Genomic DNA, 22,400 nt, shown 5'->3' on the forward strand with positions numbered 1-22,400 from the left:
GTCACGAAAGAAAATCAGGAACATTGTTTTATCGATACATATAAAATCCCGCGGAGACGCGCATGGAGATTCTGTGATCGCGGTTAAATCGATCGGGCCTGAGAGATCGACAATACAATCATTGCGCCTGTCCCATGCGTTTGAGCCGCCCGCGGGGCTGCGACGGGCTTCGATCGATATTCAATCCAGACATGGCGCAGACGAGCGGACGGAGTTGAGGAAGGACAAGGCGTGTCCGTCACATCGGTGGCGATGCTTTCGAAGTGTTTGAGGCGTTGAGGCAGCGTTCGAGGCCTCGAAATCGCTGCAATTAGGTTTCGGCGGGCTGGACCGCAGGGATTTCGGCCTCGGCTTCCACCGCGGAGACGACGGCGCGCAAGGCGTCGCTGCCATGGGCCGCCAGCGAGCAAGCGTGTAGCGCCCAGCCCAATCGCTGCAGACGCGAAAGCTTACCTGACAAATTCGACACCTTGGCCCGGTCCTGACCAAAGTCTGGTTTCAGCCCCAACCTTGGTCCAGGCTGGCGCCAGACCATCCGTCGAAATTCCTAGCCTTTGTGCCGAAAACATCATGCGACGTCCGACCGTAGGCATTCGAACTGGCGGTGTCATGCTTAATCAAGGGTTAACGTGGGGATTAAACCAGTCGGAGAAGACCGGCATTGGCGCTGCTTCACAGCCTCATTGCCCTCCCCCCGAGAAGGCACTTCCCAACTCCCGCCAATGCGCCCGAGGGCGCTGACCGTAGTCCTGTCGCCGTTGCGTACGGCACACGAATGGAGAAAAGCGATGCCTTCCATCAAGCCGTTCGACATCACGCTCAGTGATATCAACTTTCTTCTCGACCAGATGCGCGACGCAATCTTCATCACTGGCTACGACGCCGACGGTCACGCCATCTATGGCTATACGGATGCTGCCGGAACCACCCGGACGCTAGGCCTTTTTGGAACGTTCGACCCTCTAGGCATTATCGATCCGACTACACAGCTTTCTATTTACGATGGCGCGCGCGAAGCAAGTGGCTTTCGTATCCCGATCGGGTTTTTCAACAACTTGGTCGAGGTCACCCGCTGGAAGTGGGGTTCTTCGGACAATCCGTTCCCGCGCCTGACCGCGGCCGATTACAACAATTACGTGGCCCAGGTGATGCTCAATCCGGCGCTGACCAATGGATTTCACACGGGCTATCTGGATACACATACCCTTCCCGACACCACTCAACTTGCATCACCGGGCGCCTATGGCGACCTCAACACCACGGTGGTGGACTACACGCCGCGCATGATCACCCAGACGATCAGTTCCTCGTATGGTGCGCCCGGTGCCGCGACTGCCACCGGCATCGTTCTCGCTGGCACGGATCCAGCGATAGTCTCCATGCTTCCTGGCGAGCTGATGATCGTAAGCACCGGCGCTGGCCTGGTTGCCTTCAGCTTCTATATCGGAGCGGATCCTTCCAACGGCAATCTGGTCGGTATCAATGTCAACCCGCCGGCGACCGTAGCCAGTGCCATGCAGGCCATGCAGGTTGCCCTGCGCGATCCTCATATTGGCGGTGTTCCCGACGCGGTGGTCGCCATCGACGCAAACGGTCATATCAGCATGTCATTGGGCTCTCCGCAGGATGGCAGCTTTGCGGTCTTCGACTACGCCGGTCTTGGCCTCGGCGGCACGTTTGACCCTGTCGTGCCCGATGGCGCCAGCGCCATGATCAGAACGGGTGTCTACACCGATGTGGTGACGTCCGAGAATGTTCACGGCGTCGGCGGCACGACTGAAACGATCACCGAATATATGGTGCGAAACCTGAACACGCTGCCGGGTGACCCGTCGACCAGCGGTATCTTCACCTTGTTCGGCCAATTTTTTGACCATGGTCTCGATTTCATCGGCAAAGGCGGCCAAGGCTCCAAGATCATCATTCCGCTGTCGCCCTCCGATCCTCTGTACCGAGCTCCGATGGCAAATGGTCCAAGCGACCCTGGCAACACAACCATCACGATCTCGCGCGCCACGCCGGACGGATACACCGTGGACGATTATCACGGTCGCCCGATCTCGATAGCCGGAGCGGACAACGTCTGGGGCACACCAGACGACCTGAGCGCCCCAGGCGCTGACGGCGTCTATGGGACCGGCGACGATGTTCACGCGGCAATGGTAAAGCCGGCCACGACGTCCTACACAAACCATACCTCGCCTTACATCGACCAAAGCCAGAGCTATGGCTCGGATTCGCAGACCACCTACATCCTGCGCGAATGGGTGAAGGATCCCAACAATCCGGGCCACTACATCGCGGGCGCCGAGTTGCTGGACGGGCACCAGACCCAGGCCTACAACAGCCAATATTTCGACGACTCCTCCTTGACTGGCCTTGGCGTCGGCCAGACCACCCGAACATTGCCCACGCTCAACGAACTGCGCGAGCACCTGCGCGTCACCATGCGCGACGACCTGACGTGGGACGACATCAACAACCTGCGTGCGCGGGATGCTCAGGGTCATGTCATCGACACCAACGGGAGCGTTCCAGGCGGCTTCAACTACACGGGCGAAGCGCTGCTGCTCGACATGAATCCGCGCTTCGACATCGGCCGGCTCCATCCCAATGACGGGAACGCCGGGACGAACTGGGATACCAACGCCGCGGCGAAGGTGGATGCGGCCATCGCGACCCTCAGCCAATGGGTTTCGAACAACGGTCTGGGTTCCTTCGGACTCGTCGGCAACGACCTCACCCTCACCCTCAACGCGGCGATGGGGCCGCTCCAGGCCAATGTCGCGTATACCGGCGCCTATGCCATGGCGCTTTGGGTCGACTTCTCGAACTTCAGCATAACTGCGACCGATGACATCTACGGCGCGGTCAGCGAGATAATGATGGCGTCGGTCGGCGACCACTACGTCGCCGGTGACGGACGTGCCAACGAAAACTTCGGCCTCACCGCCATTCACCATGTCTTCCACGCCAACCACAATGTGCAACTGATCAACCTCGAGAAGATGGTGCTGGCGTCCCCCGATATCGATGCGCGCCACGGCTACGAGATCGCGGTCACGCAACACAGCGGTGACGTGGTTGCCAATGGCATCAGCCTGATCAACGGTCACTACGAAGATGCGAACCACAACTACACGCTCGCCGATGGTTCAATTTCCTGGAACCAGGACAAGATGTTCGAGGCGGCCAAGCTTATCAACGAAATGGAGTACCAGCACGTCGCGATCGACCAGTACGCGCGCTTGGTGACCCCCGACCTGCCGGAGTTCGTGACCTACGACAACGACATCAAGTCGGACATCTCGCTCGAATACTCGCAGGCCGCATTCCGCTTTGGGCACTCCCAGCTGCGTGAAACAATTGATGCCATCGACCCCAACAGCACTGTGACCAAATGGGCGCTGGAGGCGGCGTTCCTCAACCCGACCGCCTACGCCCAAACCGGCGCCGAGGACATCCTGCGCGGCATGTCGCAGCAACTTACCAACGAAGTGGACGAGTTCGTCACCCCGGCCATGCAGCAGACGCTGCTCGGCCAGCCGCTCGATCTCGCCGCCATCAACATCGCTCGCGGCCGCGATGTCGGCATGCCAACCCTCAACGAAGTGCGCCGCCAATTGCATGACGCGCTCGTTGCCGAGCGGCTCGCCGATCCGGCGACGCCCCACCACACCAATCTGATCGTCGATGCCCTCAATCCATATACCAGCTGGGCTGAGTTCGGCTCTCAGATGCAGCATCCCGAATCCCTGGTGAATTTCATCGCGGCCTATTCCTTCGACGGAGATCTCGCCAAAGCCCGGGCAATTGTTGGCCTCGAGGATGGCTCCATCAGCGAAGGCACCCCCGATGCCATGAATTATACGTTGCAGCAGGCCGTGGCTTTCCTGAATGGCGGTGACGACGGCTACAACCATATCGATTTCTGGATGGGTGGCCTGGCCGAACTGCACGTGTTCACCGGCCAGCTCGGCACCACATTCAACGCCATCTTCGAAGACCAGATGGAACGGCTGATGGATGGCGACCGCTTCTATTACCTCTATCGGCTTGGTCTCGGGCTGAACATCGATCCGGACCTGGGTCACGCCATCACGACGGAGCAGTTCAAGGACATCATCGAGCGCACGACGGGGGCGTTGCATCTCAACGGCGACGTGATGGGCTGGTCCGATCACACGTTCGAGCTCGCGCCAATGTATCTTGCGGCACTCGCGGCCACTGCTGGGATGACGAACGGTTTCAAGATTGATCCTGTCACCCATGCGGTCACCGGCACCAGCACTGCAACGGGCTACGGCATCTATTCCGGCTCGGGCAACAGCACTGCCGGAAACGGTACGCTGCTCACGAAGATCAATGCCGATCTTGGCCTCAGCAATACCTATATCGCCGACTTCCGGCCCGACGTCGGGGAGAACCCCGACGGGACGCCCTCTTCGGGCTACAATTCGCACGAAACCTTCGCCGGCACCGACTACAACGACTGGCTCGATGCCGGCAATGGAGACGACACCATCTATGGCGACAAGGGCAACGACGTGCTCGACGGCAAGGCGGGCGCCGACCACATCTATGGCGGCGATGGCCAGGATGTCATCTACGGCGGCGACATCGAGGACTTCCTCGAAGGCGGCGCCGGCGACGATATCATCTATGCCGGCACCAGCGCCGGCGGGCTGGATGTCGCCATCGGCGGCCACGGCAATGACAGGGTGTACGGCGAAGCCGGCATCGACGAACTTTATGGCGGCGAGGGCGACGATTATATCGACGCCGGCGGCGACACCGACCTGGCCTTCGGCGATTCGGGCAACGACATCATGTTCGGCGGCGACGGCCCGGACGAACTGCGCGGCGGTGAAGGCGACGACATGTTGTCGGGCGGCTCGGGCTCCGACCAGCTCAAGGGCGAGCATGGCGACGACATCTTCTTCGGCGGCATCGGCCAGGCGGCCCAGACCGGCGACAGCGATGAAGCGCTGGGCGACACCGGCTTCGACATGGCGGCCTTCAGCGACACCAGCATCGTGCTCGACACCGCAGCCGACCTGCGCAACGTCAACCTGACCGGCGCGCCTGGCGGAACGGCCTTCGAACCCTTCAACCAGCTCTGGACCGACCTCGAGGGCGTTGTTGGCTCGAAATTCAACGACACCATCATCGGCGCCGACACCGGCGCCGTCGACGCCGAAGGCGTGCAGTCAGGCGATAACTGGCTGATAGGCGGTGGCGGCAACGACACTTTCGGTACCCGCGTCGGCGATGAGACCGGCAGCCTCGGCAACGGTGGCGACGACGTCATCGTCGGCGACTCCGTCCGTCTCGACGCGCTGATCGGGCACTATTCCGGCTACCTGGAAGATCACCCCGAGCTGCCGCAGTTCGATGCGAACGGCAACGCACTGCACGGGTTGCTGAACGGTGACACCACTTTGATAGGAGGCTTGCTCGGCCACGGCGAGGCAGCCGGCTTCGCCAAGCACTTCACTGAAATGCTCAAGACCCATGACCGCAAGGACCTGGTCCTCGGCGCGGACGTTGGTGCAGCGGGAGACCATGACGTCGCAATCTACACCGGCAATGTTGGCGACTACACGTTGACGGCGCTCGACGCCAACGGCGCGATAGTGGCAAATCCCCATGCGAACTGGGGCAATGTGTTCGCGGTCAAGATCCACGATGATGTCGGCGAGCGCACCTTGGCCGACGGCACGGTCCTAGCCTCCGATGGCACTGACCTGTTGGTTGGGGTCGAGTATCTCGACTTCGCCAACGACCACAACTTCAACATCCAGGCCTATTTCGACATCGCCCCGACGCTGGACCTGCATTCAAACATCGCCACCACTAATTTTTCCGCCACGGACACGTTTTCGGGCAGCCCAAGCAACAATCCCTATGGGAGAGGCTCGGGTTGGAGCGGATCGTGGTTCGAGTCTGGCGATGGCAACAACACCAACTCTGGTTCGGGCCAAATTCTTTATATTTCTCCCGGGCTCGACAGTTCGGGCGGAGCCCTCCAGATTAACGGTGGGCCAGGCTCGGGCTTCAACAATCCATATAACGGCGCGTCGATCTATCGTGGCGTTAACCTGAATGGATACGGGACCGCTCACGTCAGCTTCCAGGTTTCGGAGTCTGGCCTTGGCAGTAATGAGACCGTGAAAGTTTACCTGACGAATAACGGGAGCCCGCCCAGCGGCAGCGATGTGCCGATCTATACAATCGACCAAAATACCAACGCGGTCGGGCAGGTCAGTTTCGATGTAACAGGAACGTTCGGATCGAGCTCGCGGCTCTACTTCGTGGCCAGTTCGATGAACAGTAGCAGCGATATTGTCACGATCGATAACATCAGTGTCACCGCCACCAAGACGGTCGACACTTTTCCCGGCAATGATTATTCGACCAATTACACGGAACAGCTCGCGCCGGTCGCCATCGCCTCGACCCCGCTGATCACCGACCCGGACGACACGAACATGGTTTCGGCGAAGATCGTCCTAACCGATGCGGTGTCCGGGGATCGGCTCAATGTCACACTACCGGCCGGCTCGCCCATCACCGCAACCGGCAACGGCACCGGTCTGGGTGGGCTGACGAATGCGACGCTCATCACGTTGAGCGGGTCGGCCAACAAGACGATCTACAAAGACGCGATCGCGGCGATCACCTTCTCGAACCCGACCAACGACAATCCGACCGGCGCCAATCGGCACATCCAGGTGACGGTCAGCGATGGTCTCAAGAACAGCCCCGTGGCGACGACGACGGTGCATGTGACGCCTGTCGACGATCCGGCGACGCTTCACAACGATACTATCCTGACCAACAATGGCACGACGTCGTTCACTGTACCGGACTGGGCCTTGCTGGCCAATGACAGCGATCCGGACTCGGTTCTCAGCATCAGTGGCGTGAACGGAGCCTTTGGGCTCGCTAACGGGTCGCCCACACACTCGAATAACAGCCAGTCCGTCACGATCCAGGATTCAACAAGCGGTCAAAACGGCGCCTATGGCGGTACTTTCCGATACTATGGCAGCGGTGTCGGTTCGAATGATGTTGGCCGCCCGACAGTGACTGTCTCCAACCAGAACGGTGGAAATCTTACCGGCACGGCGGGTTCCGAAATCATCGTCGACAGCACCAGTGGCACAGGCGTCCATACCATCAACGGCAATGGCGGCAACGACATCGTCTTCGCCAATAACGGCGATGATACGATCGTGACCGGCAGCGGCAATGACTATATCGACGGAGGTACGGGTGCGGACTCGATGACGGGTGGCGCCGGCGATGACACCTATGTCATCGACGACGTCAGCGGCACCAGGGACGTCGTACACGAGGACGTCGGCGGTGGCACCGACACGATCACGTCGTCCAATTCGAGCCTCAATCTCAGCGACTCGGTCTTTGCCAATGTCGAGAATGCGACCCTGACCGGCAGCTCAAGCCTAAATATTGTCGGTAACAGCGCTAACAACGTCCTTGTCGGCAACGGTGGCAACAACATATTCACCTGGAACGCCTTGGGCGGCAGAGATACCATCGACGGCGGCAGCGGCAGCGGCGACACCTTCGTTGTCAATGGCAATGCTTCGGCAGAGACCTTCGACATTTACGCGATGACTGATGGTCAGAATGCTGGCCTGGCAAGTCTGCTCGGCACGAGCTTTGCCACAGACACCGAGATCGTCATCACCCGGACGGTCAGCGGCGTGACCACGGTCGCGGCGGAACTCGACAATATCGACGAGATCACGGTCAACACGCTTAACGTGACTGCCAACAACAACAATGGTGGACCCGATGGTGGCCCCACCGGCGGCGACACGGTCGTCATCCATGGCAACTTCGCGGCCACGGACCTCAACTACTCCACCATCACGGTCAACGGCGGCGACAGCGACGACACGGTCGATATCTCCGGCCTGACCTCCGATCATCGTATCGTCTTCCATGGTGCCGGTGGGACGAACCATGTCATTGGCGACCTGCGTCCCCAGGACGTCGTCGACAATGGCGTGCCCGGCAACGGAAATGCGCCTGGCAACGGAGGCGACACCTCACAAGGTGACGACGACGACGAAGACGACAACGAGCACCAGAACCGTGCGCCGGTCGTGAACGGAGCCATCGTGCTGCCCCCGCTGGGCGCGAACACGGCGATGCTGATCACCGCGGCGACGCTTCTGGCCGGAGCCTCGGATGCCGATGGCGACTCCCTGACCGTGACCAACCTCACGCCGTCTTCGGGATCCGTCACCGAGGAGCCCGATGGCTGGACCTTCACACCCGATACCGACGACACCAGCCAGGTGAGCTTCAGTTACGACATCAGCGACGGCCAGGCTTCCGTCCACCAAACGGCTTCGCTGGATCTGAGGGCGGCCGCCGCGGGAGAAGGCGACAGCGAGGATGCGCCGGTGCCCGGCGGCGATGCCCATCTCGGCACCGATGGTGACGACGTCATGATCGGCGGGCCCGATGCGGACGTGCTGAGCGGCGGCCAGGGTGACGACGTCATCCTGGGCAATGATGGCGCGGACACGCTGCTTGGCGGTGCCGGAGACGACCTCATCAAGGCTGGCGCCGGCGACGACGTCGTCTTCGGTGGCGCAGGCAACGACAACATCTTCGGCGGCGCCGGGCATGACACGATCTTCGGCGATGGCGGCAACGACCGGATATTTGCCGACGAAGGCAACGACGTCGTGGAAGGCGGAGCTGGCAACGACACTGTCTATGCCGGCACCGGCGACGACCACATCATCGCCAATGTTGGCGATGGCGACGACGTCTACTGGGGCGAGGATGGGCAGGATACGCTCGACTACGCGGCCATCGGCGCCAGCTTGACAATCGATCTTGGCAACGGGCTGCTGCACCACGGCAGTGTCTCGAGCGCGCAAAGCGGTCAGGATACGGTGTTCGGCTTCGAGAACGTGATCGCCGGTTCCGGCAATGACACAATCATTGCCAACGCCGCCGCCAACACAATGGATGGCGGGCTTGGCAGCGACACCTTCGTGTTCGGGTCGGCAGCCGACGCCAATGGCGATACGATCGTGGGCTTGCAGCCGGGCGACAAGATCGATCTGTCATTGATCGACGCCGACACGAGTGCCGCGGGCCACCAGTCCTTCGTCCTCTTTGCCGGAGCCGGGTTCACTTCGGCGGGCCAGGTGATGGTCAGCTACCAGACCGCCGCGGACGGTGAACATACGCTGGTCAAGGGCGAGATCAACGGAGACGGCGCGGCCGACTTCAGCATCGATGTTGCCGGCCACCACGACCTGGACGGAACCTCGTTCAAGTTCGCCTGAACGTTCTGGCCGCCGGGGCAATCCCTGGCGGCCGTTCAAGTCTGCAGACAGTTCAATATGGTTGAGGTGGGCTTTCATGAGTACCCAAAAGAAACGCACCCGTTCTGCTCCCGATGTGTCGCAATACATCGGCAATTATCGCGGGCTTGCAGTCTTTCTGCTCTGCCTTTCCGGTGTCATCAACCTTCTGGCGTTGACCGGCTCTTTCTACATGCTGCAGATCTACGATCGGGCCTTGCCCAGCGGCAGCGTGCCCACGCTGGTAGCCTTCTCGGTGCTGGCCATCGGACTCTACCTCTTCCAGGGCCTGTTCGACGTGTTGCGGTCCCAGATTCTCGTCCGCTATGGTGCGCGCCTCGACGCCAGGCTGGCCCCGCTGGCCCATCAGGTGGTTATCGAGATGCCGCGCTACGGCTATTCCACGTCGGAAGCGCTCGAGCGGGGCCGGGACGTGGATACCGTGCGCGGCTTCATATCCAGCCAGGCCCCTATCGCCCTGTTCGACCTGCCCTGGATGCCGCTCTTCCTGGGCTTCGTCTATCTCCTCCACCCCATGCTCGGATTGCTGACACTCGCGGGCGCCATAGTCCTCATCGCCCTGACCGTCGTTACCGAAGTGATGACGAGAAATGTCGTCAAGGATACGCACCGCGCCGCCATCACGCGTTCGAACATCGCCGACGCACATGCGCGCAATGCCGATATTCTCAAGGCAATGGGCTTCGGCTCGCGTGCCGTGTCGCGCTTTTCAGCCGCCAATGACAAACATCTCCATTTGCAAACCAAGACCAGCGATGTGACGGGGTCCTTCAGCGGCCTGGCAAAAGTGCTGCGCATGATGCTGCAATCGGCGCTTCTGGGCCTTGGCGCCTATCTCACCATGAAAGGAGAACTCTCATCGGGTTCCATCATTGCGTGTTCGGTCGCTTCGGCGCGCGCCCTCGCTCCCATCGACATGGCGATCGGCAACTGGAAAGGTTTCGTCGCTGCACGCCGAAGCTTTGGCCGGCTCAAGGAAACCCTGGCGGCTATGGATGATGAGGCCCGGATTATCGATCTTCCGGCGCCTTGCCAAACGCTGAAAGTGGAAAAAGCAACCGTCGTTGCGCCCCATACCGGCGCGGTTCTTCTGAGCGAGGTTTTTTTCGAACTCAAGGCCGGCGATGCGCTGGGACTGATCGGCCCAAGCGGCGGCGGCAAGACATCGCTGGCCAAAAGCATTGTCGGTGTCTGGCCGCTGCTGCGCGGCTCGATCAGGCTCGACGATGCTGATCTCGATCAGTGGCACAGCGATAAACTTGGTGCCCATATCGGATATCTGCCTCAGGATGTGTCTCTGCTGGAGGGGACGATCGCCGAGAACATCTCGCGCTTCGATCCGCAAGCCGACGCACGCGGGATCGTTGCCGCCGCGCGCGCCGCCGGTGTCCATCAAATGATCGTCAGGCTCAGCCAGGGATACCAGACCGAACTTGGGCCAAACGGCACCTCCCTGTCGGCCGGCCAGCGCCAGCGCATCGGCCTTGCTCGCGCTCTTTACGGCGACCCTTTCCTTGTCGTGCTGGACGAGCCGAATTCCAACCTCGACGCCGAAGGCGAGGCCGCCTTGACGGAGGCGCTCAAGGGCGTTCGTCAGCGTGGTGGCATCGCCATTGTGATTGCCCATCGCCCGAGTGCCCTGGCAGCGGTCGATCTCGTCGGGCTGATACAGAACGGCAAGCTGGTTGCGATAGGCCCGAAGGATGAGCTGATCCGCGAACCGGCGCGCGTCGCCACGGTGCCTGCCTCAGCTGGCAAGACGCGCGCCGCTCCAACGCCTAGCTCTGGCGGCAAGGTGCGCGCCGCGGCGGCCGTTGCGGCCGCGCAAAAGGATTGATGAGCGAAAAATGGACGATCGGCTCGCACTTGGACTGCCCAACCACGAGGAGCTCGACGCTCCGAAGAACCGTTTTAAGTTGCGTGATGCACGCTCGCGCGTCAATTCGGTCTCCGCCTTTCCATTCCTGATCGGTGCATTCGCGGCACTCCTGAAAAAGATGTTCGAGACCGACCAGAACGTCCCCGACAAAAACCCGGGCGGACATGCCGACCAGCCCACCAAGGGCGACGATCACCCACCCAACGCCGAGGACGACCCGGTCGTGACGCAGATACAGAAGATCGGCGATGTCGCGGACTATCTGCGAAGTCTCGCCGAACCCATAGGCGTCAATGTTAGCGACCTCAATTTCGACGTCTGGCAGCCACATCGGCCCTGGGGCGTGCAAGGGCTGCACCCGAACGTTCGCGCTGGCGTCGGCAACAGCATCCACGGTCCGGTCGGCCATGGCGCCCCGCCGCCACCCGTTGCCAGCAACGACAATGGTGGTGGGGGATCCTCACCTCCCGGTGGCGTTTTGCCGGGCCATGGCGGGAGCGAAACCGGCGGCGGGTCGGGCCCGGGCGGCCAGCCGGGCGGCAGCGGGGGACAAGAAAATCAGCCCGGCCAAACCGACCCCGGCCAGGGTTCGCCAGGGCCGACTAAGTCAAATCGGCGGCCGGTCCTGACCGGTCCGGTCTTTCTTTCCGACGGCATGATGAACCTGTCGGTCATCATCACCATGGGCGAACTGCTGAACGGCGCCAGCGACCCGGATGGGGACAATTTGATCGTGCGCTCGCTGGAGGCCGATAGTGGTGAACTTCGCCGCATCGGACTGGAACGATGGCTCTATACGCCCGAGCACGACCAGATTGGAGCCGTCACGTTTCATTATCAAATCAGCGACGGCGTCGAGACCATCCAGCAGAGCGCTCACCTCGAAGTCACGGAGCCCGCCGGTGAATCCACCGCCGGCACCGAGGGTGACGATGTGCTGATAGGAACCCCTTACGATGATTTGATCGATGCCCGCGGCGGCAACGACGTCGTCTATGGGCGCGAAAGCAACGATACGATCCACGGCGGCGACGGCAACGACCGGCTCATCGGGGGCGACGGCAACGATGTCATCTGGGGCGGCCGCGGCAATGACGTCCTTTTTGGCGGTCATGGCGACGATTCCCTGTTCGGCGGCGAGGGCAACGACATTCTGTATGGCGATGCGGGCAACGATCTGCTTCTCGGCGGCGAGGGCCAGGACCAGATCCATGGTGGCGATGGCAACGACGTCGCCGACGGCGGCACGGGCAGTGACGTGCTGGAAGGCGAAGACGGCGCTGATACGCTGGACGGCGGCGACGGCAACGATGTGCTCGACGGCGGCGCTGGGGCCGACCTCCTGATTGGCGGCAGCGGTGACGATGCAATCGCCGGGGACGACGGCGCGGACTCTTTGCTGGGCGGCGACGGCGCCGACTCGCTCCATGGTGATGCGGGCGCCGATACGCTGGACGGCGGCGACGGCAACGATGTGCTCGACGGCGGGCAAGACGATGACACGCTCATTGGTGGCGCCGGTGACGACACCATGAGCGGCGGCGACGGCAATGATCATCTGAGCGATGGCGCAGGTCTCGACCACATTGACGGCGGCGCGGGCGATGACGTCATTGTTCTTTGCAACGACGTCCGGATCGATATCGTGGATGGCGGCGCGGGCCAGGATACGCTCGATCTTTCCGCCAATGCCCACGACACCCTTGTGGACCTGCCGGACGGGCTCGTCTTCCTCGATGGCATCGAAGAGGCCCATATCTTTGAAATCGAGAGCATCGTGGGCGGCCATGGGCGAAACACGCTGGTGGCGAACGATGCCGTCAATGTCATGGTGGGCGGCGGCGGCAGTGACCTGTTCGTGTTCCAGTCGCTTCAATCCCTGGAAAACCAGGGCGGGCCGCGCGACCTGATAATGGATTTCCATGCCGGAGACCGCATCGATCTGTCGCGCATTTCCGAAGATCTCAATGACTTTGCAGGCCACAAACTGTTCTTTGCCGGCGCGGCCTCGGCGGCACCAGCCGATCTAGGGGCGGTGGTCTTCAAATTTCAAACGCTCGACATTGATCACGAAGTCACGCTCGTCTCCGGGAATCTCGACAGCGACCCGGACGATGAATTCTCATTGGCCCTGGACGGCCATCACGAACTGACGGCCCAGGACTTCATTCTTGAAGCAAAGCACGACGCCGCAATGCCTGGTCAGGCATAGGCGACCGCGCAGACGATAGGAGTAAAGCGTGGACAAGAATCTTGAGAAGAAGACGCGTCGGCCACATTACACCATTCACTCCAGGGTGGCGGTTTCCGGCCTCCTGGCATTGGGTTTGGTTCTGGGCTGCGGAGGTTGGGCGGCCAATGCAAACCTGTCGGGTGCGATCATCGCACAGGGTAAAGTCACCTCGAAAAAGCAGTTGAAGATGATTCAACATGGCGACGGCGGCATCATCGGCGCGATCGAAGTCGCCAACGGCGATGCGGTGAAAGTCGGTGACGTTTTGATCCGTCTCGACGAAACCCAGACCAGGGCGGAGTTGGGCGTGTTGAGTGGCCAGTTTCTGGAATTCCAGGGACGCTCCGCCCGCTTGCGCGCCGAGCGCGACGATTTGGACCAGATCACATTCGATTTTGCAGCCGATGTCGATCCGCACGCCATCGTGGATGGCGAGCAGCGGCTGTTTGCCAATAACCGGGCGACGCGTGTGGCTCAGAAGGCGCAACTGGCATCGCAGATCGAACAGTACGAGGAACAGATCAGAGGCCTGGAAGCGCAGAAAACGTCCAGCAAAAGCGAACGTGCCCTCGTCGCTGAAGATCTAGGCCGCCTGGCGCCCTTGTTGCGCAAGGGGCTCATCGAAGGCGACAAGACGCGCACGCTGGAACGAGACCTGATCAAGATCGACGGCCATATCGCCGAGGTCGAGTCCGACATAGCGCGGGCCAGGGGCCAGATCAGCGAGGTCAATCTCAAGATGATTGAACTCGACCAGCAGGTCAGGACTGATGCCCAGCGTGAATTGCGCGACGTCGAGGCCAAAGGCGCCGAGTTGGACGATCGTATCGTCGCCGCAAAGGATCGTCTCACGCGCATGGAGCTGCGGGCGCCGATTTCGGGAATCGTCAACGATCTCAAGGTTCACACGGTGGGCGGGGTGATTGCGCCCGGCGAAACCGTCATGTCAATCGTGCCTGGCGGTGACGAACTTGTCATCGAGGCTCGGGTCGCACCGACCGATATAGACCAGGTATCAACGGGCCAGGATGTGAGGCTGCGCTTCTCGTCATTCAACCAGCGCACCACACCCGAGATTGGCGGACGCGTCAACGTTGTTGGAGCGGCTGCTAGTGTCGACGCGCAGACCGGCCAGGCCTATTACCTTTCAACAATCGCGATCGTCGATGACAGTGGCCTCGAAGGCAAGCAACTGGTGCCAGGCATGCCGGTCGAGGTCTTCCTGCACACCAAGGAAAGATCTGCACTTTCCTACCTGGTCAAGCCATTCACCGATCAGATGAAGCGGGCCATGAACGAAGAATGATCGAATAGCGTTCCGTCGTCGTTGATTGCGGGGGGCGACGGGGTGATCGGGGTGAGCATGCGCGCCCTGATAGCTGCCAACGCCTTTCCCCCCCACCCGCCAGGCGTTGGCAGCTGCCTGTTTGCTTCCTTCCTCTGCTCTCGGCGGATGAGCCTGGAAATTCCGACAGGCCGACACCCGCCAGCCCGCGAGGCGCGTCATGGTGCCTGGCCACGACATGGTTCAGCCCCAAGGTGCAATTCAATGGCCGTCAACGGTGCGGTCCGCTACCAACCTCGGTGGCGTCATTCCGATGCCTTGCGCCATTTGATTTCATTATCCAGAAGCCCCCTTATTTCCTCAGTCTCTTTTCGAGCGGCTTCCAGTCGTTGATACATTTTGTCGACCTTGCCCCGCTCACGATATAAGGCCGACGCCAACAATCCGAAGCCCAACATTACCAGGACGATCAACCCGCCTCTCAAAGGCTGCGTAGGGACGAGACCGCACAGTGCAACGGCATTCGCGCTGAAGCAGAGGGAAACGATCATGATGGCGATACTTCTTCCAAGCACCGCACAAAGAATCGACATCAGCAGTAGAACCAGGGCAAACGCCGGCGACAGGGCTACGCCGGTCATGATCGAACCGAGCCACCATGAGAGCACCGGGGGAACCGTTTGGTGGAACCAATCTTGCAAGGACCCAAGGGCCTCGGTCATGCGGCGGCCTTTTGCAATTGTCTTATAATGATTGGTAACCTGCCGTACCCGGCTTGAAAAGGCTTGTGAACATGAGGAGGCATGGGCCCGGCTCTATGCGTCGCAACGGTCGCAATGGATCCGTCTCTGAACTCTCCGAAGTTGCGCGCTATGCCATATTCCCTATTGCACAGGCCGGGAACTCGGATGGACTGCTCCAGGGAGCTAGCCAGCCTGCGCGGCCACGCCGCCTCCAGGTTTCGGAATTCTGACAAAGCCAAGCAGGAATAATGTCGCGCTATATCAGCGGTTCCGCGACGAACGATCAGCCATGCCGGCAGGTCCTTCCGACAGGAACCGCTCAACCCAGCGCACTACAACCTTCGCCATCACGCCATGGATCCGCGCCACATCGGCTTTGGAGGCGGCCTTCAACAACGGCCAGCGCACCATCTCCTCTCGACGCAACAGCGTCGAATGGGCTGAAGCGGCAGAGCATGACCCCGGTGTTCGGTCCCAATTTGGAACTCCGCAGCAGCCTTGGGTTCGACGCTAAAATGGGAAAGGGTCTCGGCATATGAGATTTGAGCTCGCAGGCCTGAGGCCAAGAGTGCCTGGAACAGAATAGAGCCTGCCCGGGCCAAACCTTGGTTTGGTCGAACGTAAGCCTGGAGCGAAAATGCGGACAAGGGACCGCTGCTCATCCTGCATCAAGATGACGGCGAATATCTCCAGGTTTCGCTCTTGGCAGAGTTTGACGCATGAGGCGTAGTCAAGTGTCGATTCATCCGTGCAAGCCGGCCCGCTATTCCCACCCTGCAGAAATGGACATAGCCCAAGATCTGTTTCTTGATGCCAGCGATAAAGTTGCCGCGCGCCGGGCGTAAAGCGAATCGTTCCCTGTTGCCGCGCCTGTTGTGAGAGCAGAGCGAGGTTCGCTTCGCATTGAGCAAGCTCGCCGACCGCCCTTATGGCAGCCTCTGACCACGATGCGCCTGCCGCAAACCCCATCGCCGGAAACCGGCCGGAACTGTCGCTGGAGATTGCCGCAACTGTTGGCACCGCCAAATCCAACGTAAGTCGTAGAAGCCGCAATTCGCGGCCGTGATGCCGAAGCCAATCCTCGTACGAAGATACGGTGTCGCTTGCCATCGACTTCGGATCGATTCGAGGCAGAACAAGCCGATTGTACCACCAGATGGAGGTCGCATCTCGCTCTATCAGCTCGAGAAGTGCGCTCATCGCAGCATCCTCAAGGCTGATGCCCAGCGCAAGTCCGTTCGAGTCGGCCGCCGGCAGAGATGAGTCCTCGCCGCAGGGATCATATCCGAGGAAACACAGTCTCGCGGGCACCCAAGCTTGCTCCGTACCGAGCTTGTCGTCATTCAGTATCCAGTCTTCAGGCGCGGATCTATCCCAGCGGGTCGGAACCATGTTGCGGAGTGCGGGTTGTCGGTTCCCGCCCTCTCTCCGGTCATATTGCTCTTCGCTGAAAAGAAGGATGCCGGGCGGCTCGACGACCCGCCCATAAATCGCATTGGCGCAAGACCGGAGAATTCGCCTCTCGGGAATGATCTGGGCGAAGTAGGTCTCGTCCGCCTCATAAAGGCAGCCCTGCAGCGCCTGCTCGGCTGTCGTGCCCCAACCAGACACGAAGTAAGTGCTCTCATCCCCATCTCGGGCGGCGCGAACGCGGCCGGCCGCCACAGTGAGAGGACAGCCGAGCAACGGGTCCGAGATTACCACCGGGCCATAAAGAAGACTCGACCCCACGCAGCCCTCGAATGTACGGATCTTCGCATTGCGAGCGCTTCTGAACGGATTCACTCTGTCGCACGTCCGAAGCTCTCATGTGGCAGTTTACACGCTGCCATGCGCGATAGCATCCTGCAAATGTGCTAAAGTACGTTCGGACGTCCGACCCGAGGTATGGATTGACCCCAAAGCATGAATTGACCGCAAACAACGGCACCCTGAAGCGGCGCCTGACCGCGATCGTGGTCGCCGACGTGGTCGGCTATTCGCAACAGATGGCGGAAGACGAGGAAGGCACGTTTACCCGCGTCCGGGCGCTGATGCACGACGAGGTCCCAGGCTACCTTCATCGGCATGACGGCCGCGTTGTAAAGAACACCGGCGACGGTGTCGTAGCGGAGTTCCCCAGCGCCATCGAAGCGGTCCGGTGTGGCGTGGCTATTCAAGCCCATCTCGCAAACCCCGAGCGATCGTCGCCCGGTCTGTTGCTTCGAATGGGCATAAATTTCGGCGATATTATCGTCGACGGCGACGGAGACGTGTTCGGCGACGGTGTGAACGTGGCTGCACGCCTTGAACAGATCGCAGCACCCGGAGGCATTTGCCTTTCGGCAAAAGTGCATGAGGAGGTCCGCGGAGGGCTGCAATTGCCCTTCGAATATTGCGGCGAGTTTCAGCTCAAGAACATTCCCCGACCCGTGGCAGTCTACTCGCTTATTCACAGACCCGAAGGCCCCTCTCCGAGGATCGGCGCCGAGACTTCTGGCTCGAACACGCCATCGATCCTGGTCCGCCCATTTGTCAGCACCGGCGGCGTGGAACCCTATTTCAGCGAAGGGTTCACAGAAGACGTCATCACCGAGCTGACGCGGTTCACGCAGCTCTCCGTCGCGTCATATCATACCTCGTTGCGGCTCAAGGATGTGGAACTGCCGAAGCTGGTCTCGGATATCGGGCTCGATTTCGAGCTTTCGGGGCGAATCCGGAGGATGGGGAAGCGTATCCGCCTTTCGTGCGAACTGGTTGACGCAACGTCCGGCGGTGACGTTTGGGCCGAGTATTATGACAGCGACGATCAGGACATATTCGATGTGCAGGACGAACTGGTCCGCAAGATCGTGGGCACAGTCATCGGGCGCCTCAAGGCAGCGGGTGCGGAGAAGGCGCGGCGCAAGCCGCCGGCCAACCTGGCGGCCTATGAATGTGTGCTGCGCGGCAATGCCCTGCCGCTAGGCGACCTCGCGTCCGAAGCGGAAGCCAGGCAATGGTATCAGCGCGCCATCGACCTCGATCCGACCTATGGGCGCGCTTACGCCAAGCTGGCTCACTACAAGCAGCTGGAATGGTTTCGCGACATGGGATCTTCCGATGCCCTGCTCGACGAGGCGCATGCAATTGCCAAGAAGGCGGTGGCGCTCTCCGCCAACGATCCGGTTTGCCTCAACATTCTCGGCTGGGTGCTGCTGCACTTGCGAGACTTCGACGTCGCCGCGCAACTCTATGCACGGGCCCTCTCTCTCAATCCGAACGATCCCGAGCAGGTTTCCTATCTCGGCACCCTCTACACATTTGGCGGCGAACCGGATCGCGCCATGCAATGGTTCGAGCGGGCGCAGGTGCTCGATCCCCTCTATGAACCATCCTGGTATTGGCCGTTTCGCGGCATCGTCCACTTCATTGCGGGCCGGCCCGAGCCGGCATTGGTTGCTTTGACCCGTTCGTCGACAATGCCGACATGGGTTAGCGCCTACATGGCCGCTTCGAGCTCGGCGCTTGGCCGGGACAGCGACGCGAAGTTGTATGCGGCTCGCGTGTTGGCGGGTACGCCCAGCTTTTCTTGCAGTCGATTCGTGGCCAAGGAGCCCTATCGCCTGGAGGAGGATCGGGCCACGCTGTTCAAGGCGCTGCTCGCCGCTGGGCTGCCGAAATGAAGTAGAAGTTTGCTATCGGCAACCGAAAAGGACCGCGGAAGCAAGCTCTTCATGATAGTGCCGACCCTGTGCGTTGTTGTGGTACGTCCCCAGGTAATCTATCAGGTCCTCGCGCGTGACAACGCCTTCCGGCAGGGCTGGCAGGACCACAGTCAGCTCCGTCGGGGCATCGCACACCACTTTCACTTTCGCGACGACGATCTGCTCCAGCACAATCTTAAGTTCGTTGCGAAAAGTGGCGTCATTCAAGTCTTTTACTTTCGACACCACGCCATTCACCAAACTTTTTCCTTCGTAATTGATATCGACACCATCAAGATCAACTATACGAAAGGTTTTACCCGAAGTTCCCGTGGTGATCGGTCCTACCCTCACACTTCGAACGCCGCCAGTCTTGTCTTTAGTGCGCAGAGCTATGACTTCATTGAGCATGAATGCGTTCGCCACGTTCACGGTTATACTCAAAGGACTGGTCGAACCTACTGCTGATATAGTCGCCGTGAACGCGGGCGGCAAAGCCTTCAGCCAGGCCCCCACGAGCGCCGCGCCAATCTCCTGAGCCTGTCGGCCCTGCTTGAGTTTCACCTTGGGCACAAGCATTACTCCCCGCGCTTGAGGCGTGCGCGAACAACCTAGGCTGCTTTTTCTTCGGCTGCAAGAAGAGCCTCAACGGTTTGCCTCCAATGCTTTGCCGTGGACAGACAGAGCTATTGGGAGCATGCTGCCCGTCAGTCGACCAGCAGACGGTAGGGATCCATGAGGCTCACCTGGCTTGTGACTTTTCTTGCCACCACCCTTTTCGCGGCCACGATCGTGCACGCGGACGAAGACCCGGACGGGCCGCAAGTAACGCAACACACATTCATTGCGCCACTTGCGGACAAGGACAGATTTGGATCGGTTATCGCCAGTCTGAAAAAGATCAATCCGTCGGGGGACGCCCTGCAGGCTGTCGACATGCCGGACCTGGGATTTAGCCTGGTCACGGGAAGCTTTACCGACGAGGAAGCGAACAAGCTTCTGTCGGAAGGGTATCAGGAACCGGACTCATTTGAGGTAAGTCTCTTCGCGGATGGCGGTTGCGAAGGACGCAGTCCGCTAGCGGATGTGGCGGGTGACAAGCTCGTGCCGCCGAGCGTTTGCAGAGTCGTCGGGTCGCCCAGTCCTGTGACCAACGGGTCCGCGGTCTGGATCATCGATAGCGGCGTCGACGAAGACATCGTCACAAAAGGGCTTCTTAATATTTTGGAACGGATCAACTGCACGGTCACTCCATGCAGCACGACCATGGGTGTGGCAGACACTCAAGGTCACGGCACGATGGTCGCAGGCATCGTTGGCGGAAAGCGTGTGTCAGGTACAACAAGTGGAGAATACCTCGGCATCGTTGGGGTCAGCCCCGGGGTGCCGCTCAAGATTGTCAAGGCATTTGAGGATAACAAGTCGAAGATCGTCGGATCGCCGCTTGTCGCCCTGCAATATGTCAGTGACAATGCGTCCGCCGGCCAAATCCTGAACATCAGCTGGGGCGCGCAGTTCTTGGAGACCGCGAGGAAGGATGGCCAATTAGAACAGCTTGGTCTGATGGACAAGCTGCTGTTTGCGATCGCAAACAAGCAGGTCCGCATTGTGATTGCGGCGGGCAATGCGCCGGAAGATGACGAGGCGTCGTGGGTACAGTCCTTTTTCCCGGCGAATGCGTCGGAATATTTTTCTCCAAACCCGACGCAAGGCTTCATCCAAAGTGTCTCGGCATCCAAAAGCACTTATATCCCGACCGGTACCATCGTCATTGGTGCGTGCAGCACCGTTTCAAACGATTGGTGTGATCTGCTTTGGAATGGCGGCTCTTTTGGCGCGGCCATGTCCGAGCCCGGCGTTGACGTCCCGGTGCTTTGGCGGAGCACAAAAAAACACGAGCTAAGACAGAATATCTGTTCGGGGACATCCCTTGCCGCTCCAGTTCTGGCAGGACTGCTGGCTCGGAACCCTGCGAATTTGCTGGAGGTCCCGATCAAAAAGTACGTGATCCCAAATGCCGATCAGGTCGGATATTCGACGCCCGGAAAGTCGGACGTCACCGATCCGGATTATCCGAAATGCAATTGACGCGCCGCACGGCCCTCCAGTGTTTGGGTCTCACCTCGCTGTTTGGGACGAGCGCAGGGCTTGCTTCGGCGGTTTTTGCTGGCGACAGCCACCCACGGCTGCTGGTCGTTCATCTTCGGGGCGGACTTGATGCGCTGGCCGCGCTGCCGCCCCATGGCGATCCGGATTTCCGGCGGGTGCGAGGCACGGCGAGAGAACTTGACACGTCCGACGACGCGTTCGGTTGGAAGCTTGATCCGCTGTTTGCGCTTCATCCGGCGCTGGAACCTCTTGCTCGGTTCTATTCGGCCGGCGAATTGCTGATCCTGCCCGCGACGGGCATCCCGGGTATCGGGAAATCGCATGACGCCGCGCAGAGGGTCCTGTTCGACGGCGATGTCGACGGCGGCGATTTTGGCTGGCCAGGAAGAGCCGCTTCGGTGCTGTCGCAGGGAAGGCAAACACTTTGGCGCGCAGCGCCGGCCGAACTCCCAAATGATGTGCTTTTCGATCTCGTGTTGGCCAATCCGGGACTTGACATCGCCCGCCTTTGCCTCGGTGAGGCGTTTGGTTCAGCCGGAGACGCGGTACAGACGTTGCTTGCACGGCGACAGGCGCTGAGTGCTGCCAGCTTTGCCGCAGCGGCGACCTCCGCGGCGCAGGCGCTGTCCAGGCCGGACGGTCCGCGCGTGGCCCTGCTGCGGTTGGACGGCATCGATACCCACGTTGCTCAGGGAGGGCGTCTTTCGGCGACCCTTGAGACATTGGTGCGTGGTGTCGTCGCGTTCTCGGAAGCAGCAGCCGCGATCTGGCGTCAAACCGTTGTGCTCGGCGTTACGGAATTCGGGCGCTCTATCCACTTCAACGAACAAGGCGGCACCGACCATGGCAGTGCCAGCGTAGCGTTCTTGATGGGTGGTGCGATAGCCGGGGGGCGGATCGAGGGTCGCTGGCCCGGGTTGGCGGCGGATCAGCTCGACGAGGGGGCCGATTTAGCGGTCACCACCGATATACGCTCGATCGTCAACGCTGTGTTGAAAGACCATCTTGGACTCTCAAGGCAGGCAATGGCGATGGTCGCTCCAAACGCATCGGGCCTTCAAGCAACCAAGGGGTTGTTTCAGATCTGATGCACCCTTGGCAAGAAC

At 60.6% G+C, this 22,400-nt stretch carries 11 protein-coding genes and 1 pseudogene; 7 read left to right on the plus strand and 5 right to left on the minus strand.

Annotated elements, in window-relative coordinates:
* Positions 1-310: 310 nt before the first annotated feature.
* Entirely contained in the window at positions 311-535 is a 225-nt protein-coding gene (locus FJ938_RS10160) for a hypothetical protein (protein ID WP_140693267.1), read from the minus strand.
* Between the two features lie 253 nt (positions 536-788).
* On the opposite strand from FJ938_RS10160, the gene FJ938_RS29680 reads away from it, so the two are divergent.
* The 4 genes from FJ938_RS29680 to FJ938_RS10190 all read left to right on the plus strand — a co-directional run bounded on the left by FJ938_RS29680 (position 789) and on the right by FJ938_RS10190 (position 14,798).
* Positions 789-9,341 (plus strand): peroxidase family protein, encoded by an 8,553-nt coding sequence (locus FJ938_RS29680; protein WP_210243410.1) that lies wholly within the window; start codon positions 789-791, stop codon positions 9,339-9,341.
* Between the two features lie 76 nt (positions 9,342-9,417).
* Positions 9,418-11,217: a type I secretion system permease/ATPase gene (locus FJ938_RS10180; RefSeq protein ID WP_140611930.1), complete on the plus strand. Its 1,800-nt coding sequence runs from the start codon at positions 9,418-9,420 to the stop codon at positions 11,215-11,217.
* Positions 11,218-11,227: 10 nt separating this feature from the next.
* Positions 11,228-13,471, plus strand: coding sequence for a cadherin-like domain-containing protein (locus FJ938_RS10185; RefSeq protein WP_140693269.1), 2,244 nt, complete (start codon positions 11,228-11,230; stop codon positions 13,469-13,471).
* Positions 13,472-13,556: 85 nt separating this feature from the next.
* A complete protein-coding gene (locus tag FJ938_RS10190; RefSeq protein ID WP_246673250.1) occupies positions 13,557-14,798 on the plus strand; it encodes an HlyD family type I secretion periplasmic adaptor subunit in 1,242 nt (413 codons plus the stop codon).
* 284 nt (positions 14,799-15,082) lie between these two features.
* Here the strand turns inward: FJ938_RS10190 and FJ938_RS10195 are convergent, their stop codons facing one another.
* The 3 genes and pseudogenes from FJ938_RS10195 to FJ938_RS10205 all read right to left on the minus strand — a co-directional run bounded on the left by FJ938_RS10195 (position 15,083) and on the right by FJ938_RS10205 (position 17,305).
* The gene (locus FJ938_RS10195; protein ID WP_140611923.1) at positions 15,083-15,499 is read right to left on the minus strand and encodes a hypothetical protein; all 417 of its coding nucleotides are present in this window, start codon (positions 15,497-15,499) and stop codon (positions 15,083-15,085) included.
* A gap of 285 nt (positions 15,500-15,784) precedes the next feature.
* Positions 15,785-15,901, minus strand: a pseudogene (locus FJ938_RS10200) (leucine zipper domain-containing protein); the annotation flags it as partial.
* Positions 15,902-16,030: 129 nt separating this feature from the next.
* Positions 16,031-17,305: a YcaO-like family protein gene (locus tag FJ938_RS10205; protein WP_140693275.1), complete on the minus strand. Its 1,275-nt coding sequence runs from the start codon at positions 17,303-17,305 to the stop codon at positions 16,031-16,033.
* A 125-nt stretch (positions 17,306-17,430) separates the two neighbouring features.
* Between FJ938_RS10205 and FJ938_RS10210 the strand changes: the two genes are divergently transcribed.
* Positions 17,431-19,164: a tetratricopeptide repeat protein gene (locus FJ938_RS10210; RefSeq protein ID WP_140693278.1), complete on the plus strand. Its 1,734-nt coding sequence runs from the start codon at positions 17,431-17,433 to the stop codon at positions 19,162-19,164.
* A 12-nt stretch (positions 19,165-19,176) separates the two neighbouring features.
* On the opposite strand, the gene FJ938_RS10215 is transcribed toward FJ938_RS10210, so the two are convergent.
* Complete coding sequence (locus FJ938_RS10215) at positions 19,177-19,758, minus strand: hypothetical protein (RefSeq protein WP_140693281.1); 582 nt, start codon at positions 19,756-19,758, stop codon at positions 19,177-19,179.
* 162 nt (positions 19,759-19,920) lie between these two features.
* Here FJ938_RS10215 and FJ938_RS10220 point away from each other — a divergent pair, with 162 nt between their 5' ends.
* Both FJ938_RS10220 and FJ938_RS10225 read left to right on the plus strand, forming a co-directional pair.
* Positions 19,921-21,273, plus strand: coding sequence for a S8/S53 family peptidase (locus tag FJ938_RS10220; RefSeq protein ID WP_140693283.1), 1,353 nt, complete (start codon positions 19,921-19,923; stop codon positions 21,271-21,273).
* Positions 21,264-22,382: a DUF1501 domain-containing protein gene (locus FJ938_RS10225; RefSeq protein WP_140693286.1), complete on the plus strand. Its 1,119-nt coding sequence runs from the start codon at positions 21,264-21,266 to the stop codon at positions 22,380-22,382. Before FJ938_RS10220 ends, FJ938_RS10225 begins: the two co-directional genes overlap by 10 nt.
* Positions 22,383-22,400: the final 18 nt, after the last annotated feature.

It is taken from the genome of Mesorhizobium sp. B2-4-14, assembly GCF_006442155.1.
Classification (GTDB): domain Bacteria; phylum Pseudomonadota; class Alphaproteobacteria; order Rhizobiales; family Rhizobiaceae; genus Mesorhizobium.